Below are 18,223 nucleotides of genomic sequence, written 5' to 3'. Positions count from 1 at the left end.
TAATAATTAATTAAATTCTACTTGCAGAGCGATCGCTAATTAATGTAGCGGTTTGATGGAATTTATTTAGCAATTATCTAGATAATTATTCTCTAATGTTGGTAGCACTATGGAAAGAGTGATACATCGTATTTTCTGGAGCGAGACGCAGCGCTGTATTGTAGTCTTCCATAGCTTTTTTCTGTTCGCCCAGGTCATTATAAGCCTGGCTGCGCCAAAGATAGAAGAGAGCGTTTTGCGGATGGATGCCAATTGCTTTGCTATAGTCATCAATCGCTCCTTGCTTGTCGCCAAGATTCTTACGCCGAAAATTAGCTCTTTCACCATAAAGATAAGCATTCTGGGGATTGACACCAATAGCATGATTGAATTCCTCAATTGCTCTGGGAGTATCCCCTTGTTTGAAATGGCTATAGGCTCGTTTAATATATGTGGCAATATCTGTAGTTTGTGTAGTGTTATGAAGTTCTTCTTGAAGAGTTGTATCCTTCGAGATCGGTACTTCTGGGGCGACACTTTCGGCTAAATTTATTTTCTGAACAGAAAGTTTGCTCAAAACCGATTTGTTATTTTTGATAACTAGCCAACCAAAGACTCCACTACCAGCAATTACAAGCATTAGAGACAATTGTTGTCCAATACCATTTTGATTAGAACTAGAACTAATGGCGGCCAACTGATTAAGGTTACTTCTGTAGGTTTGACTAGCAGTTGCGGGTTTGATTTTACCTAAAGACGTAAACCATGTTATTGTCATTAGTGCTGTAACAGTGAGGAGTCTGTGCTTCATAAATTAGCTCGATTCGACATAAGGAGGGTGTACAGCTAAACTTTGATTCAAGTCATTAACTAAATAAGAATTCATTGACCTTGCTGTGATCATTACCAGCCAGATTAATTTTTTATCTTATCCAGGGATTTAAATTAGGAACTTTTATTGCTTCTAATTGTCCCAAAGTTATTCATTCTTGACTTCTGTGTTAGTACTTACCGAGTATGGTAGCAATCCTTATCGATAAAAATATCTATTTTGCAGTAGATATCAGCCTTTTGCATACAATCATCCTTTAGGTAGTACAGTAATATCTATTACCAAATTTTACAATATTCAAGATATAGATAATACAGCAGATAACTGTGGCGATCGCCTATTTCGGAAGTAAGAAAAAATCAAGTAGGTGGCGATCAGATTTTATTTTCTATTTTTAGTATCTCATCAACAAAGTGCTACTGAGAAATTAGCTCATAATTTATTCAAAATTATGAAAAAATGGCTTTGCTGAATTAAGGAATGAACTATTCAGATACTCAAGTAGAAAACTCCTCATCTTCTCTGCACCTCTGAGTGAGATCATTGATCCCTGATTGTTTATACCACATCGAAAAAACGAACCGCCAAAGAGAGGTAGTGCGTTGGGCTGGAAGTATTGTTCTACTTATCAAGTTTGCTTGAGTAGCTATAGCAAAAGTCAAAAGTGAAATGCTGGCAGTGAATTGGTTTTGGCATTTTAGGATATTCTAAGCTGTGTGGCTACGGCTATATTATCAGGGTACATCTGTGCAAAAACTACTATACCCCCCCTGAGCGTATTCCTTGGCGTAGCCTCTCGTAGGGAAGGGAGTCGAAGTATACTGCTAGAGCTTATCTAGATCCTCAAGCACTTCTTTAACAGTTTGATATCTTCTCAGATAATCAAAAGAAGTCATCCGTTCTAATATTGCAGCTAACCCATCGGACGCTTGTGCCTTATCTCGCCACATTAGCACGGTTGTTAGTGGATCACGCTCAATTTCTTTAGCATTTTTTCCAGTTAAAGCTTGAACTCCAATCATTCCCAGCGCATGAATATCACTGTTCAACCTTGGCTGACCCATGAGTTGTTCCGGTGACGCATAACCAAGAGTACCCACCGCCACTGTCAAGCTTTCCTCTTCTTGCTGGGGTTGAATTTGTTTGACTGCACCAAAGTCAATTAGTACTATCCTATTATCTGTTTCCCGACGCATCAAATTACTGGGTTTGATATCTCGATGGATGACATTATGATCGTGGACAAATAATAGTACCTTCAAAACATCCGTTAAGATTTTGATCACCTCAGCTTCTTCCAGACGCTTACCAGCAATTAATTCATCTTGTAAGCAATGCCCTTTGATATACTCCTGCACCAAGTAAAATTGCTGGTTTTCTTCAAAGTAAGCCAGTAATTGAGGAATTCGCTTGTGTTGTCCCAAAATTTCGAGAATTTCTGCCTCAACACGAAATAAACGCCTAGCAACTTCCAGAAATCTAGGGTCTTTCTGTGCTGGTTGTAAATGCTTGACAACACACTTTGGGGAGCCAGGACGCTTGGTATCGTCGGCTAAGTAAGTATAACCAAAACCCCCAGAACCTAATACTTGTGCAACCTTGTAGCGGTTGTTCAGTAATTGACCGCTTTGGGGTTGGCTATCAACCGGTGATTTGGCTTCGTTAGCAGCAGGGCCACCTTCTCGTAATAGCGATTTCAATAGGTCTATAGTTTTTTCTTGTTCTTGAATCTGATTGGCAATTTTGTCTCGCTGTAACTTTTCAGAATACGCAGTGTAAACAACTACGCTACCAGCTGCTGCAATTAATCCGATTACAGGCTGTGCTATTGGTACCCATCCAGCTTGGTTAAAGATGATAAAACCACCACCTACCAAGAAAATCAAAGCTCCTCCACCAGCTAATCCTAGAAGCAGTGGATGCTTAATTTTCCATCCGATCAACGCACCTATTAAAGTCCAGCCCCAAAGCCAAGTTATTTCTCCCCATTCGGGGAAGAACCAAAATATTGGTCTTTGGTCAATCACTGCACTGAGAATTTCACTGACAATATGTGCATGAATGACAATTCCTGGCATCTTCCCAGCGTTATCTTGTCTACCAGTAGAGTAAGGAGTGTTGCGAATATCCTGCTTACTAGGTGCTGTGGCTCCAATTAAAACGATTTTGCCCTTGACCCAATCAGGATTGACTTTATTGTTGAGTACGTCTGTAAAACTGACTGTTCGGGCAACATTATGAAAAGAACGGTAGTTGAGCAAGATTTGAAAACCACCGTTATCTGCTTCTATATAACCGCCAGCATTTTGTGGTAGACGGTTAAATAAGGTTTTACCCAATTTTAATTGTAATGCGCCACCTATTTGGGTAATTTGTGGTTGAATGTTGGCTGTGTCTGCTAGATATTTAAATGCGGCTCCAACTGCCAAAGACTGCTGGCTTTGACATGGTGTTTTTGGTTCAGGATTGACAAATAGCAGGGCGCGGCGAATAACTGCATCGGGGTCTTCTGGCAGATCGGCAAAGCCAACATTATTTGCATCTAATCCCGGCGGAGGGGGCGTTGTCGTGCTACAAATTGGAATAATTTTCTTGTTTGTTTGCAAGCGGTTCAGCAGTTGGGTGTGACCAGGTTCTATCGGTACATCTCGAAAGAAGTCTAAAGCAATGACACGGGCTTGGTTACTTTCTAATTTGCCTAGGAGCCTGTCTAGTTCTTCATCTGTAGGTGTTATGTGCTTGAGTTCTTGGATATCCTCCTCTGTAAATCCCACAATTAAAAGGCGAGGGTCGGGAGGTAAATCTGCACGCCTTTGCATCATCTGGTCAAAAACCTTCAGTTCAAAGTATTCTAATAGTCTGAGCCTTTGAACCCCAACCAAAATTAGTGTAACTAGCACGCTAGTAACTATTACTGGCTGTGTGAATAATTTTTTCGCCCCTGCAAACATAGTCTTACGAAAGTTGGATCTTTATGGTAGGTCAACTACGTTAAAGTACACAACTTTGGCGTTAGTTTAGCCATACACATTAAGAGTAATTGTAGATTGATCACTGAAACTTTCAATGTTATGTATCGGAACTGGAACAAAAGTAATCAAATCTCTAGAAGTAGGGAGAATCATATTTGATTTTCCCTACGCCCATTTAAACTAGTTCGCTTTGGCGATCGCACCGCAAGCTAGACGACCACCACCAGCTTCATCTGCTGTACCTCCAGCCTTCTTTTGATCTTGGAGTTTATGCACAATTACAGCACTACCATCACCATCAAATAGACTGGTTGGACTATCGGAAAGACTTACACTGCTAACAAATGCTTCTAAACGACCTTGACCTAGGGGATTAATTTTAATATTTGGTAAATCCCCTAGATGATAAGGATGGTTCTTTTCCACAGGCTTTGATGAACCAAAGGGGCCTGGGTCAAAGTGTCCACCAGCAGAACTAAAAGGCTTTTCAGTGCCTGCTTCACAAGCACCTGTTTCATGGATGTGAACACCATGTAATCCCGGAGTCAAGATTTTCGGATCACCTTTGAGTTCCACCGCCACCCAAACAAAACCATTCTCAGTTTGTGTTGCTTTAAGCGTACCCTCAATACCAGGGCCAATTATTGGGGCTTGCGCTTTTAGCTGTGGCCCAGCACCGTTGGTCGGCGAGGTACAAGCTGTTAGTAGTAGTAGACAAGCAATAACGATGTAAGAGATAAATTTCATAATTAAGATTCTCAAAACTCAATCAACACTGGTTTTGTTATTCAATATCTTGACAACAAGAGGAAGCAAAAATGCGCGAACGTTTACGTAAATGGATACAAGACTTTCAAGAGTGGATCATTTTCGCTTTGATATTTGTTTTGTCAATAGTAGTGATTCGGGTTTTTGAAGATAAACCTCCCTTTAAAAGTATTGTGGAATCATTGATGAGTTCTAAATTTATTAGTACTCTGCAAGACTTGAGTATTTTAGCGGCGGTTATTCTTTACTTCCGAGAAACTCCTTCCCGAAAAAAACAGGAGCATTACGAAGCGTGGCGTGTGATTAACTCCGCTTATGGACAACGAGCCAGTGGGGGTAGACTTCAAGCATTACAAGATTTGAACAACGATGGGATTAGCTTGGCGGGACTCACAGCTGATAAAGCTTATTTAGCTGGGATTAACTTAAAAGGAGCCGACTTGCGAGATGCAAACCTGGAAGGGACTAACCTGAAAAATGCTTGTTTGCAGGAGATTGATTTGCGAAATGCGAATCTTCAACAAGCTGATTTGCGATATGCCAACCTTGAGGGAGCAAATTTAAGAAATGCTAATCTTCAAGGACAAAGTACTAACCTCAGTTACACCAATTTCCAGAATGCTTACTTAAGTCATGCCAATTTTCAATTAGCCTACCTTTGGAGTGCCAATCTTCAAGGTGCTGATTTAAGTTATGCCAATCTTCAAGAAGCTGATTTAAGTTATGCCAATTTGCAAGGGGCTAATCTCAAATATGCCAATTTTCAAGGTGCAGACCTCAGTCCCACCAATCTTGACAAAGCCAACTTTCAAGGTGCAGACTTGCAAAATGCTGATCTCCGAGATGCTCAAAACTTGAATCCAGAGCAAGTTAAATTAGCCAGGAATTGGGAACACGCCAGATATGACGAGGCTTTACGGATGCAACTAGGGTTAAGTCCATTTAGCCAAAATATTGCAGTTATTCAGCCAGAAAACTCTGGTGAGGACGACAATTTATTCAATACTCAGCAATCCCAACTCCCCGACGATTTTTAACGGTTATGGATTGTGTAACTAAGCATCAATCACGACTCTACCGACAGGATAAGCCACACAAGTTAAGATATAGCCTTCTTTAATTTCACTTTCTTCTAAGGCTTCTGAATCATAGCCTTCCATTTTGACAGTTCCTTCTAACTTACGTTTTTTGCAAGTACCACAAACCCCAGAACGGCAACTACTGCGGATTTTCACTCCGCTTTGGTCAGCCATATCTAGGATGCTTTCTTCGCCATCACAAGGTACTTCTTTGCTTGATTTCGAGAAAACTAATAGTGTTTGACTAGAAGATGCTGGTGCGGGAGAGATGGGAGTTGGAGCTGCTAATGGGGTTGTCGCCACACGCGCTACGGCATCTTGAACTGGTGCTGTTTCTGTGGAGATTTTGCCCAACATCTGGCGCAGTCCTAAATTACCCACAGGAGTAGGAGCAACTTCTACCTGAACAGCAGGCGCTGGGGCTTTTTTCGCTTTTTTCCGAGGTGGGCCAAAGCTTTCTTCGTAGTAGTTTTGCATCGGGAAGTCGATGCTTTCGAGCAAGTCATTGACCGATTCCATAAATGGGTTCGGCCCACATACATAGACTGTGCGTTCTTTATAATCTGGTGCAATTAGTTTTAACATTGCCGGATCAAGTCTCCCGGTGAAACTCATCCAACTTTGACCGGGTTCACGACGGGTAATGCTAATTGCCAAATTAAAACTGGGATGATTCGCTGCCATCCAATCTAGTTCCTGCCGATAAATGATATCTCTAGGACTACGGGCGCAGTGGAAAAACACGACATCAACGTTAGAGGCGGTGTCATACAACCAGCGGGACATGGACATCATCGGTGTGATCCCACTACCAGCGGAGATCAGCAACAGTTTTGGTGAAGGATTTGCAAAGCAGGTAAATTTACCTGTTGGGCCATTGAGTTTGAGTGTGCTACCAACCTTGAGGTTGTCGTGCAACCAGTTGGAAACTAACCCGCGTGGAACATCTGAGCCAGCATCTGTTGGTGCCGGGACGCGTTTAACGGTAATTTCTAAGGTATGGGGACGGGAGGGTGTGGATGAGATGGAGTAGGAACGCAACACCTGTTCGCCATTGATTTCTAGATCGAGGGTGACAAACTGACCTGGTTTATAGGTGAAGAGCATTGGTGGGTCTGCCACGAAGCGAAAGGTTTTGACATCATTGGTTTCATCAATGATCTGGATACATTTGACGGTTAAATCTCCTTTCAACCAACGTTCAATTTGGCTGTGATCTACCGTCGCTAGTGGCATATACTCTTGGGGAGCTTTGGCAACGGCGGCTGAAATTATTTGTGGTTCAGGAATTGGCGGTGGGGCGACAGGGGCGATCGCTATTTCTTGTTGTACAGCCTGACCGTTGCTGGGCGTAATCACGTTAGTAACGTTTATATTCAGATCAATCATGGTCGGCTCACTGCTGGATATTACGCCAACCACCATCAAAAAGAACCGCCCAATCTGCATCATATCTCCCATTTTCAGGGGATAATCCTGATTGATTTGGATCTGCTCGGCATTTAACCGCGAACCAGCACGACTTGCCAAATCAGTGTAATAATAATTACCATTTTTGAGAGAAATTTTGCCGTGCATCCGACTGACTTCGGCACTATCTAAAACCACATTACAGTTGGGATAGCGACCAATTAGACACTCGTGATTGAGCATGGTGTCTAAGTTGAGGTCTAGTTCTTTGAGTTCGTTGGGCTGCTGTGGGTCAATGATTCTGAGTTTAAGCATATTAATTACCTAATATGTCAATTCCTATGTGTTTCTACTGCCAAAATCAGGGAAATTGTTTACATTTTATGTTGTAATCATTACCTAAACTCAACGGAGGTAATGAGGAGTGCCAAAAAACTGGCGCTGATCGGTTTAACTGGGATGGCAGTACCATCCCAGTTAAAGGGCTAGAGTTGCGTTATGGAACAAGCTTGTCCCAAACTTGCTTGCAAACGATTACTCAAAAGCTCCAAGATATTTCTGGCTAGTAATGTGTCTTGGGCCAGCACTGCCTCAAAATTCTCGGCATTGATTCTTAATGTCTTAGTTCGGGTACCAGATGCTACTATGGTCGCTGCATAATTGGTATGGTTTAATACTTCCAATTCACCAATAGTTTGTCCCGGTAAGACCACTGACATATCTTGATTACCCATGCTTTGGCTGACTCTGGCCTCACCATCAATTAAAACGATTAGGTCATGAGCCACTGTACCCATCCGGCAAATTTCCTCTTCTGGACGATAAACCCGAATATGGCTATTTTTCGCCAAATCAATTAAGACGTTTGCTTTGAGTCCTGAGAAGAAGCTGCTCTTATACAGCCATAACAACTTTTCTAAGGTTCCTAAAGCTTCCGCCAGGGTATCTCCTTGTTGGGCTTGCATTTCCCACTGCACCAGAATCACGATATCGTCGCCACTGCTGAAGCGGACAACATCACCCTGTTTGAGTTGTGCTTGCTGATCAAGGATTTGTGTTTTACCAATCCGCAGACCGTTACTACTACCTAAATCTTTGACGCTTACGCCTTTTTCATCTATGTAGAAGATGGCGTGCTGACGCGAAACGCGGTTATCGGAAATGATGATGTCGTTGCCAACTTCCCGTCCGACGAGAACTGTGGATTGTTGAAAGACTCGTCTTTCCACACGTCCCATGATTTTGATTTGAGCAATCATGGTCGGTACGGTACTTTTAGCGTGGGTTTGTCCTTGACCGAGAATGCGTTCGGCGGTTTCAATCACCAGTTGATCTTTAGTGGACTTTGTATCTAACAACTGACGAGCTTGTTGGAAACCAAGGCTAGGATCGCTCTGATGTAGCGCATAAAGACTGGCGGCTTGGACTAAGGGATCGATATCTTGCAACATTTGCATTAAGACATCAATAATCACATCAGAACGGAGTGCTGGTTCTGGGATTTGGGTGGGCGCGACAATTGAACTCCAAGTAGAGTTTGTGGGTGGCGCAGAGTTCTGTAGGGAATTGGGCGCGTCGATTCGCGTATCAGCCAGCCCAGGATTTATGTCTGTGGCTATGCCAACTGACTGAGTTACGAGGTCTTTGGCTTGGCGTAAGGAGGCAATGACTCTCATACTGAGCCGAGATATCCATTTCGACTGCTCTTCATTTGACCGCAGAATATCTCCGAGGATATTGGCTGCTAGTACACCTATGGAACGAGCAATGTCGAGGGCTTCTGGGGTATCTCCTAAAATTTCTAGGATGCTGAGTAATTGGGTGACAATCAGTTTTTGTTTTTCTTGGACTGCTTGTCGTAGTAGGACGTAAACCGGGGCGTGGGGGTTGGGAACTAAGTTTTGTAGTGCTTGATAGCGAACAGCTAAGTCTTGTAACTGAGACAATAAATTCTCTGCTGTCCTTAGTAATGCGCCATCTTGGTTAAACATTTCTGCCAAGACTTGTTCTTGTTCGGCAGATGTGATGGCATATTCTTGCCGCAAGCTCATAATTTGCTTTTGTTTGCGCTCGAAGGCATCTGATAAGGGAGTGCCTGTTTCTACTAGTTCTTGGATGACTAATTCGAGGGCGCGGCGATAGCTATCAATCCGCAGTTGGTTTTCGCGGCTGAGTTGTCTTTGAGGATCGAGTAGGGCGGGGTCTTCGACACCTAGTTCTGCGAGTACGGAGTAGTGTTCTTCATCGCTGATGTTCAGTTCTTTGCGGACATCTTTGAGAACTTCTAAGCTGTCGGCAGATTGAACGTTACCTTCTTGGAGAGATTCTTGCAATACGCCTTTATAGACGCGCAGTCTGTCAGCACGGCTAAAACCGGGTAGGACTTTAGCCAGAACATAGACTTCGTTGGGTAGTAGATCTTGGAGTGATCGCCCTTCGAGGAATTTGCTCCAATCTACTGCTAGTTTGTTCAACTGACGACGCAAACTACTAGCCAAACTCTCACGGGAATAATTTTCTTTGCTCCGCGCTAAACTTCTATGTAGCCATAAACTACTGACCAATACGACAAAGGCATTAAGTACCAAAACCCCCCAAGTGGGAAACAAACTAATGTTGGGACGACCACCGAAGGAGAAGAAGACGTTAAAAGAGATAAATGTACACAAGACAAAGCAAGTGTGCATAATATCTTCGTCACTAATATTTCTGCCTTTGCGTTTGAGGAAGGCGCGATAAACTTTTTCTAAGCTGGAACAAATCAAGTAACTCAGACCAGCACACACGGCGATGGTAATAGGAGCTGCGATGATTTTGGGAATGGGTATCGCTTGTCCAAAGAAATAAAAACCGGGATTGAATAGGGTACTTAACTGCCCTTCTTCATGTGTCCAAGCTCCGGAGTAGTAGTAGTCCCAGTTCCCAGCGTACACGTAATAGAAGAAGTAGAAACCAAACATCAGCCCAAAATAGGTGTAAAACACTAGTTTTTGGTCTGGTCTGGTAATTCCTTCCCAGTAGGAGCGTTCTGAGTCAATGTCAATACAAGGAGATTGACAACTAACGCAAGCACTTTTTTCGTTACCACTAGTATCGACACTGCGACACATGGATTGAGTGATGCTTTGGGGTGGTTTGAGGTGAGCATCACTGCCTAACAATCCTCTGGGGCCTGTGTAAAACATCTGCACGGGAGCCATTGGGCAGAAGTATTGACACCAACTTCTCCCTTTGAAGAGAAAGCCTACGCCAATGGAAGAAGCGATGGTGAACAACAAGAATGCAGCCATTGCTGTGCGATCGCTGTTCACAAATAAAATGCGGATGTTCAATCCCAAATAGAAAAGGAACATTTGCAGGTATAGGTAATTGCGCCCTAACCACGATTCCTTTTCTACCCCAGCTAATTCGTACCGAATGTTGCCTGTATCTGGGTTAACGACTTTGCGTTTGCGCTGAATCCCTAAGGCGCGGGGAATTTGGGAGAAGAAATACAACGGGCAAATCCGCCGCCAAAATTCATGCCCAAATAACAGCAAAACCATGATCCCAATGGGCAATACCATCGCCCAAAAAATCCGCGCTCCCATAGGATAGGGTTGCTCTGGTAAACATACACCCTGAACGGCTACGCAATCATCTGGGTCAAGATATCTCTCTGGATGGAGATGGAAAGGACTTGCTGTATTACTTGGGTCAGTTAACCATGCCGAAAGTGGATCATAAAATAAAGAAAAAATTAATGTCAGCCAGCCGATAGCAAGCAGCCACCTGACAATGTGCATCTTTTTTTCTGAGACTTGACTAATCATTGTTTGCAGTTGCTATAAAGTTAGAGTTCTAGTATGTATTAGTGGATAAAATTCCCTAGACTGAGTAAAAGTTCATAGAAAAACTATCAGCTACTACTGCCTTGTTAGTTAACAGATAAATGGTTTGTCTGAGATCCAAGGAAATTTAGCTGTACAAACAACTTGATATTTGATTGCTTGTATTTTTATGTGAAGTCTAGTGATTATACAAATTGATGGGTGTTGTGATTGGTGAAGTTATGTTTACTATTAATACTCCTGTTATACGTACGTATGATGTTATAAGGTTTTGCGTGCAGGAAATTAAAAGTTTTTCTTAATCATTGTTTCACCACGGTAAAGTTTCTGCTTATTGGTGATAAGGTAATTTTGACAAGTAGAGGACTACTGGATGGTGCAGCAAGGCACAAGAGGTTCTTGAGTAATTTCTTCTAAGCCTCCAGAGCGTAATAAATCTTCCCAATCATTTTTAATGGTGAGATTGTTAGGGCTAGATTTACGCAATTCACTCAGAATTGCTAAAGAATCTTCCCAAAATCCAGATAAGGCATAAATGGCTGCTTGTTCTTCTGGTTTGACTTTCTCTAATTGAGTCGTCAATTCAGCATCTGGGGCAATACGTGCAATGGAGCCAGAAACGGTATAGTCTAGCTGCCGATCGCTGCGATCGCAAATTATCGAAAAGTCCCAGCGATAAGTTTGACCAACTTTTAAACTTGGCGCATTTGAATTTTCGGGCAAGTTCAGGCTGACGATACCAGCTTTAGTTGGTGTTTGCAAGGTCTTTTGATACACAATATTGTCTTGATCATCTGACAAAACCAGTTCCATTACTGGTGCAGATGTTTGCGGTACATAAAATAAGAAAGAGGGATTCGCGGCGGTAGTTCTTTGCATTGGATCAAAGGTTGGTGTCAGCGCCATTAAGCGTTTTTTACCGGGAATGCAAACAGCCCCAGTTTCGCTAAGACGTTGCCCGCCACGGGTTCCCCCCTGCACTTGCCGCGCTGGTTTGCCCAAGTTTGTGGGAATATAGGTAACGTAGGTTTGACGCTTGTTGCCATTGCGGCGATCGCGTGATACATAAATTTGGATATTATTCACCGCTGTGGTAGCGTAGCGATCGCCAGGCCTTGCTTGAAGTGCTTGTTTAAAATAATTTAAAGCAGCTGAGTAATTACGCTGGCGGGTAGCATTATAACCCCACTGCATATATTGGTTGTAGTTCGAGTGATATTGAGCTAAGTCGGAAGGCACGGCTGCTACTTTATCTGAACTAACAGGTAAGAGAGAGCCAAGCACTAAGGTTACACAGACGCATCTTATCAGGAAAAACGGTTTCATAGCCAATCCCTTCACTTGGGCTTTACTGTATGTTCATACAACATAGATAGGTTGTATTTCGCAGATCTATGCAAAATTTTATCTAGTCTTCGTGACAATTTTCTGTGTTATCTGTGAAACTATGGAGTTGATTGAATTAAGTTAATTAAGTATCTCCCTGCTGCGAAAGACTACAAATAAACTATCTCATCAGTAATAAACTACAGTTTTTAGGTGTTAATGTTACTTAGCGATTTGTGGTGTTGGTTCTTCCGTAAAACTACTATAATCCAGTTACAACTTGCTTGTACATATTTTTATGTTCAAGATTAGTAACAAATAAGTAAGATATTTATCAAAACAAAACGCACAATTGTGTTCTGTATGAGTGGCGGGTGTGAATCCTCCACTGATTAATTACTAAAACAACTCGCTACAATTGGGATGCGGTAGGAAAGCATTGTTAAAGTATGAGATTGATTTCTGAACCACCAATTCCTGTAAAAATTCAAAAAATGAAGGAGCGGGTACGCTGGAAACATCCCAGTATGGCACAGTACGGCATCGATCAAACCAGTATGGTGATTGACGATGGCAAAGATGAGCATCCCGAATTTTCGTTTTTGGTGATTGGGGATAGTGGGACAAAATCTCATTACGGACACCACCCGCAACGGGAAGTAGCTGAATTAATGCTGGCGCATAAAGATGATTGCCGTTTTGTGCTACACACTGGCGATGTGATTTATGTTGTGGGTTCCCATGAATATTACCCAGCCAACTTTATTGAACCTTACCGCGAGTTTTTAATGGGTGGCGAGAACCCAAGAAACATTGCTTACGATCGCATGACTTTTAACTTACCGTTTTTACCAGTCTTAGGCAATCATGATTATTATGATGTGCCGTTGATGTATCGTTTAATTACTGGTAGTACATTGCGGCTGCGACGAATGCTGCGGTACAAAGATTTTGAAATTGGTTGGCATGGTTCAAATCAAGGCGATGCTTATGCCAGAGCTTTTCTCGATTATCTAGCAGGTATTCACTCCCAAGAAGAGTTGCAGCATCATTTAGACCAACACTACACCGGAAAAACTGACGCTGGTCGTTGTTTGCGTTACGTTCCCGGAGAGTTTACTCGTGTACCCAATCGTTATTACACATTTCGGTATAGTGGTATAGATTTTTTCGCGCTTGATTCTAATACTTTTAATATGCCATCGCCTTTACCGACAACTCAAGCCGGAGATCATTACCGTCGGGAATTACAAAAGCGCCGCCAGGAAATAGATAGAGAAGAAGAGCAGATTTTGGCAATGAGCGATCGCCTCAATCCTGACAACCCAACCGATGCGGAACAACTCGACGACCTCAGTGCCAAATTAGACCAAATTAACGAAATCAAACTCGACATTGAAAAACAATTATCATCCCACCAATCGCTAACAATTGACTTTGAACAACTAGAATGGTTGCGCGACAAACTCATTGAATCTTGGCATACCTCAGAAGTCCGCGGGCGGATTCTGTTTTTTCACCATCCCCCCTACGTCACCGAAGCCACAAAATGGAGTCAAGCGCAAACTTTAGCAGTACGTCACCGTTTGCGGTGGGTATTAGAACAAGTCAAAGAAAATCTTGGTTCCCTTACAGAAGGCCGTCCCATAGTTGATTTAATCTTCAACGGCCACGCCCACTGTTTAGAATATCTCCGCATAGCTGATACAGGATACGCTGATTCTCATATCCCTTGTATTATCTCTGGTGGTAGTGGCCGCCGTCCCCGCCCTCAGCGTAGAGAAGGAACAGAATTGTTAGAGGCTTTTACCGAACTTCCCGGTAGTCCGATTCGCAAAGTCGCAGATTCCCTACTTTATGTCGGTAGACATGGTTACGCTTCTCAAACACGCTTACCTTATTCCTGCGTGCGAGTTGATGTCCAAGATGGTTATCCACTTAAATTTATTGTCCGACCTTTAATAGCTGAACGCATTGATCAACAATGGCATCAGTATGAAATGGAATCATATAAAGTATGAAGTACGATTTTTCTAGAATCATGCGATCGCAGAGCAGCTTCATCAAACCTATTAGCTCATATCAATTCTTATTAAAACCACAGATTTCAATTTCTTCCCGATTAAAATTATCCATCAATATTTTACGCAAAATGCGCTGAATATGTAGGTGCTTTCCTGGCTTAACTTTTGTCAGCGTCAGCAGTAATAGATTACTCTCACCAAAATGTTCTATTCCCGCTACTCGTGTAGGTTCTATCACATCTTGTTCATCCAATTTTAACTGCTGTCCTACTTTTTCAACCACTCTATATACATGATCTAAATTAGAGTTGTAAGAAACACTAACTTCTACCCTGGCATATATATATTGCTTGGAAAAGTTGATAATTGAACCTATATCTCCATTACGAATAATTTGCAATTGACCATCAGGATGGCGGACATGAGTGGTTCGCAGTTCAATGGCTTCAACAATTCCTTCTACATTTCTCTCTTCCATTTTCCCCGCTTCAACATAGTCTCCTACCAAGTAATAGTTTTCAAATAAAATCAAAAATCCACAAACAACATCATTAATTAGGTTTTGCGCCCCCAGCCCAACTGCTATACCCACAATTCCTGCACCTGCTAAGATAGGTGCAGGGTCAATACCAATCAGTTTGAGTATAGTTACTCCGCCAGTAAAATAGATAAAATATTTGGCAAAACTCCGAATTAAGGGAATGAGTGTTAGCCGTTTCTGCCGTTGTGAATCGTTACTATCTGTAGTTCTTAAATAGAACTCATCCAGAATAAAGTAAGTGACTTCTATTAAAACGTTGCTAATAAAGAAAACTCCAATAATCTGCACAATTCTAGGAGTATAAGCACTTATCCAAGCAATTGGTTCTATTTCTGGAAGAACAAGATTAACTATACCTACATAGAGAACATATTCCAAACATTTTTTGAATAAAGGAATTAAGTGGCGTAAACGTTCATATAAACGCAGTAAATTGTTAGAATTAGAAAACTTTAAACTGAGGGCATCCAGAGTATCAACAATAGTAGCAACTGCTTTGACAATGAGTAAACCAACTGAGATAGTGAGATAAATTTTTAACGCAATAAAAAGATATTTAGTAACAACTGCCGATAGGTACAAGAAATTAGCACATAAAATAGCAGAATATATCCAGATACTATGAATAATAATTCTTTTTAACGTTTGGAAAAAAGCCTCAACGCTCTCATCATTAGCTTTGATTTGATCAACTTTCTTGGCGTAGTCGCAAATCCAGTCTATCCCTCGGCTTAAAGGTGGTACGGTAAATTTAACTAGCAATAGCAAAGTGATGGTTTTTAAACTGGCAGTAAATAAATTAACCCAAAATTGAGTGGGAAGGCTGCGAATCAGATTAAGTTGAAATTCTTGAACGTTTCCACCGCGATAAATTATTATTCCATTGACACTAACTAATGCTAGACATAGCACCACAGCAATCAGGATGAAAATTCTGCTCATACTCCGGCGCAAGAAAATTATATTTTCAGTTTTTCCTTGCATCCAAGAAACTTTAGCCACTTGCTTGAAGATGATGCCAATTAGCCAGTTAAACAGCGAGAAAATGACGATTAAAAATATGATTTCACCCAGGATAATTAGTATATTCATCTCTTAAATATCAATTGTTCGCTGTTCTTTGTTCTGACTTCGTTAAGCTGGATTCCAAGTGCCGTGGAAACTAGGCGGAATAACACTTGGTAATCTAAGTTTGCACACAGGTTCTTCGTCCAAGCGATCGCTATCAAAAATCCAAACTTCACTAGTATGAGAATTACCATCGTAGACAACTGTCATTACCCAACTTTGCTCAGGGTTTTGGGTATCTTGAGCAGGTAGTGGTTCTGAAGGATAGAGATTTTCTGGTAGTTTCGCTTCGGTCAGAATTTCAGTGTGGTGATCAAAGCGGGCGATCGCATTTAATAGTTCTTGGCTAATATCTGTGCCTTGTTGGTATGAGGCAAAATATGTATATCGAGAGAATTGCCCGACACTTTGCTGTGGTACATTGGGGAACTCGCAATGTCTGTCTAGCACCTGCTCAATGGTTGTAACTTTGCCCGTTTGAGGCTGAAGATGTATTCTTGTGAGTGTACTTTTAGCAGCAGTGTGAGTTTTACCTGTAGATACTTCCTTCAGATATTGGTTGGTTTGAAAGTCTTTGTATTGAGCAATATCTACAATCACTGAACCACTAGCATCTAAATAACCGTTGGCAAAATGCCATTGATACCACGGTTCGGTTTCACTACGACTCACCAGAGATAATGTCTGACGATCAAAAACTAAAATTTGAGTTCCTAGTTGAGGTTGCCACTCTAGTGCATCACTATAGCTTGTTCCTAGCAGTACAGGCAAAATATTCAGCCGCACTGGCGGAATGCAAAACACAAGATATTGCCCTGATAACACAAAATCATGCAATATTGGGATTCCATCAAGAGAGTATGTTGCTTTTTGAATAATTTTCCCAGTGAAATCGCTCTTGTAAAGATTTAGTTTGGCATTTAATCCGGGAGTGACACCAAAGTTAAAAATTTCCCCGGTTTGTTTGTCACGCTTATAGTGTGCAGAATAGCTGAATCCTTGATTTAACCCTCCTAAATCATCTTCGCCGTGGGTTTCTAAAGTTTGCAAATCTAAGGCGTAGGGTTTACCACCTTCCCACAGCGCTAAAAGTTTATCAGGAAGGGCTAACACCGAAGTATTGGCAGTGTTTTTCACTGGTTTGAGCCATTGATTCCAAAAGGCTCCTGGTGCAGTCATACCATAGTTACCATAAAGCAGTTTAGCGGCTGCGGTTTCTTCTTGATAACCAGAGGTTTGTACGTAACGATAAACGGCGCTGGCTCCTGCATCGGTAAAATGAACAGCGAGAATGGCTCCATCTCCATCAAACCAATGTCCCATAACCTTTTTACCACGTTCTAGCCGCGCGGGTCCATTACGGTAGAGTGTCCCGCGTAAGCCATTGGGGATTTTACCAGAGATAACGGGCAATTGGGTCAGCGGAAATTCTGTTGCCGGTTGAGCGATCGCACTAGACCAAGCTTTTGTTGTTGATTTTTGACTGATGGTAGGCATATTAAATTTAGCGAGAGAACCAGAACTTAATGAATATTACGTCATATAAAGGCTGGTTTACATCCATATATGAAAATAGTTTCGGGCTGACAAATCCTTTTGTGAAAAATAGCCCGAAACCTGGATTATAGGTGTAATCTCAAAGTTATTAAGTAATACAGATATCTTGAACTATTCTCAATAACTGTAAGTACAACAACTGGAAAAACCAAACTATATAAAAGAACCAAATCTTTTTGATTAAGCTAAAACTTCAGTTTGTAATAGCGCTTTACGTAGTGCAGTTACAGCTTCTTCTGTTTCGATTAATCTATTAATAGCAAGCGCAATATCATCTTCAACTTTTAGCAGTTTAGCTGCTTTTTTTACAGCCTTTTGCTCTTCCATTGAGTAATTGTTATCCGCACGAGACATTTGAATTGCATGATACAACAATGACCTTGATTTAGACCAAGTAGAAACATCAACTGAAATCTTGCTCAGGATACTTTCTAAATCAGCATTTTTGTAGGCAAATGTTTTGTATTTTGCTATTACTTCTTCTGGCGCACCAGCCAATCGTTGATGATTTTCTAACCAATTAAGTTCGGCTTCGGAAACTTCTCCATCGGCTCCAGCAATAGTGAGTAGCGCATATCCGTAATTAACATATGCTTCAAAGGGAGCTTCGGAAATACCTAAGTTTTTTTTCAAAAATTCTGAAGCAGGTAGTATTTCTTCCACATTAGTCATAACATTACCTTTTGAGGTTTGTTGTGGTTGTTACTTGAAAAGTCTGGGAAAAGGTAACACTCACTTGATATTTTTTAATGTCTCCGACTTCTAATAAGAATGCAAGGACAGTTAAGACAGTTAAGATAGTGAAGATTCTTGATAATAAAACTAAATGTAATTTAG

11 protein-coding genes are annotated in these 18,223 nt (G+C 41.6%); 2 read left to right on the top strand and 9 right to left on the bottom strand.

What is annotated here, in order from left to right:
* Positions 1–85: 85 nt before the first annotated feature.
* The 3 genes from IQ244_RS15890 to IQ244_RS15880 form a co-directional block, all read right to left on the bottom strand.
* Positions 86–757: a tetratricopeptide repeat protein gene (locus IQ244_RS15890; RefSeq protein WP_193895700.1), complete on the bottom strand. Its 672-nt coding sequence runs from the start codon at positions 755–757 to the stop codon at positions 86–88.
* An 878-nt stretch (positions 758–1,635) separates the two neighbouring features.
* Entirely contained in the window at positions 1,636–3,762 is a 2,127-nt protein-coding gene (locus IQ244_RS15885) for a CHASE2 domain-containing protein (protein WP_193895698.1), read from the bottom strand.
* Between the two features lie 201 nt (positions 3,763–3,963).
* A complete protein-coding gene (locus IQ244_RS15880) occupies positions 3,964–4,530 on the bottom strand; it encodes a superoxide dismutase family protein (protein ID WP_193895696.1) in 567 nt (188 codons plus the stop codon).
* A 71-nt stretch (positions 4,531–4,601) separates the two neighbouring features.
* On the opposite strand from IQ244_RS15880, the gene IQ244_RS15875 reads away from it, so the two are divergent.
* The gene (locus tag IQ244_RS15875) at positions 4,602–5,588 is read left to right on the top strand and encodes a pentapeptide repeat-containing protein (protein ID WP_193895694.1); all 987 of its coding nucleotides are present in this window, start codon (positions 4,602–4,604) and stop codon (positions 5,586–5,588) included.
* Between the two features lie 18 nt (positions 5,589–5,606).
* Here the strand turns inward: IQ244_RS15875 and IQ244_RS15870 are convergent, their stop codons facing one another.
* From IQ244_RS15870 to IQ244_RS15860, 3 genes are all read right to left on the bottom strand, one after another.
* Positions 5,607–7,355, bottom strand: coding sequence for an FAD-binding oxidoreductase (locus IQ244_RS15870; RefSeq protein ID WP_193895692.1), 1,749 nt, complete (start codon positions 7,353–7,355; stop codon positions 5,607–5,609).
* 170 nt (positions 7,356–7,525) lie between these two features.
* Positions 7,526–10,852 carry an FHA domain-containing protein gene (locus IQ244_RS15865; RefSeq protein WP_193895690.1) on the bottom strand — a complete coding sequence of 1,109 codons (3,327 nt, stop codon included), beginning with the start codon at positions 10,850–10,852 and terminating at the stop codon, positions 7,526–7,528.
* Positions 10,853–11,236: 384 nt separating this feature from the next.
* Positions 11,237–12,154, bottom strand: coding sequence for a DUF928 domain-containing protein (locus IQ244_RS15860; protein ID WP_193895688.1), 918 nt, complete (start codon positions 12,152–12,154; stop codon positions 11,237–11,239).
* Between the two features lie 491 nt (positions 12,155–12,645).
* Between IQ244_RS15860 and IQ244_RS15855 the strand changes: the two genes are divergently transcribed.
* The gene (locus tag IQ244_RS15855; RefSeq protein WP_193895686.1) at positions 12,646–14,217 is read left to right on the top strand and encodes a metallophosphoesterase family protein; all 1,572 of its coding nucleotides are present in this window, start codon (positions 12,646–12,648) and stop codon (positions 14,215–14,217) included.
* 61 nt (positions 14,218–14,278) lie between these two features.
* Here IQ244_RS15855 and IQ244_RS15850 read toward each other — a convergent pair whose 3' ends face one another.
* From IQ244_RS15850 to IQ244_RS15840, 3 genes are all read right to left on the bottom strand, one after another.
* On the bottom strand, positions 14,279–15,853 hold the full coding sequence (locus IQ244_RS15850; protein ID WP_193895684.1) for a mechanosensitive ion channel family protein: 1,575 nt from the start codon (positions 15,851–15,853) through the stop codon (positions 14,279–14,281).
* Between the two features lie 42 nt (positions 15,854–15,895).
* On the bottom strand, positions 15,896–17,326 hold the full coding sequence (locus IQ244_RS15845) for a carotenoid oxygenase family protein (RefSeq protein WP_193895682.1): 1,431 nt from the start codon (positions 17,324–17,326) through the stop codon (positions 15,896–15,898).
* Positions 17,327–17,566: 240 nt separating this feature from the next.
* Complete coding sequence (locus IQ244_RS15840; RefSeq protein WP_193895681.1) at positions 17,567–18,058, bottom strand: TerB family tellurite resistance protein; 492 nt, start codon at positions 18,056–18,058, stop codon at positions 17,567–17,569.
* Positions 18,059–18,223 lie beyond the last annotated feature (165 nt).

This window comes from Nostoc sp. LEGE 06077, from assembly GCF_015207705.1.
Lineage (GTDB): Bacteria > Cyanobacteriota > Cyanobacteriia > Cyanobacteriales > Nostocaceae > Nostoc_B.
This window is presented reverse-complemented; position numbering and strand designations above follow the sequence as displayed.

Excerpts from the sequence above, each read along its gene's own strand:
- IQ244_RS15890 (WP_193895700.1), bottom strand. The coding sequence starts at position 757 with ATGACAATAACATGGTTTACGTCTTTAGGTAAAATCAAACCCGCAACT.
- IQ244_RS15885 (WP_193895698.1), bottom strand. The coding sequence starts at position 3,762 with ATGTTTGCAGGGGCGAAAAAATTATTCACACAGCCAGTAATAGTTACT.
- IQ244_RS15880 (WP_193895696.1), bottom strand. The coding sequence starts at position 4,530 with ATGAAATTTATCTCTTACATCGTTATTGCTTGTCTACTACTACTAACA.
- IQ244_RS15875 (WP_193895694.1), top strand. The coding sequence starts at position 4,602 with ATGCGCGAACGTTTACGTAAATGGATACAAGACTTTCAAGAGTGGATC.
- IQ244_RS15870 (WP_193895692.1), bottom strand. The coding sequence starts at position 7,355 with ATGCTTAAACTCAGAATCATTGACCCACAGCAGCCCAACGAACTCAAA.
- IQ244_RS15865 (WP_193895690.1), bottom strand. The coding sequence starts at position 10,852 with ATGATTAGTCAAGTCTCAGAAAAAAAGATGCACATTGTCAGGTGGCTG.
- IQ244_RS15855 (WP_193895686.1), top strand. The coding sequence starts at position 12,646 with ATGAGATTGATTTCTGAACCACCAATTCCTGTAAAAATTCAAAAAATG.
- IQ244_RS15850 (WP_193895684.1), bottom strand. The coding sequence starts at position 15,853 with ATGAATATACTAATTATCCTGGGTGAAATCATATTTTTAATCGTCATT.
- IQ244_RS15845 (WP_193895682.1), bottom strand. The coding sequence starts at position 17,326 with ATGCCTACCATCAGTCAAAAATCAACAACAAAAGCTTGGTCTAGTGCG.
- IQ244_RS15840 (WP_193895681.1), bottom strand. The coding sequence starts at position 18,058 with ATGACTAATGTGGAAGAAATACTACCTGCTTCAGAATTTTTGAAAAAA.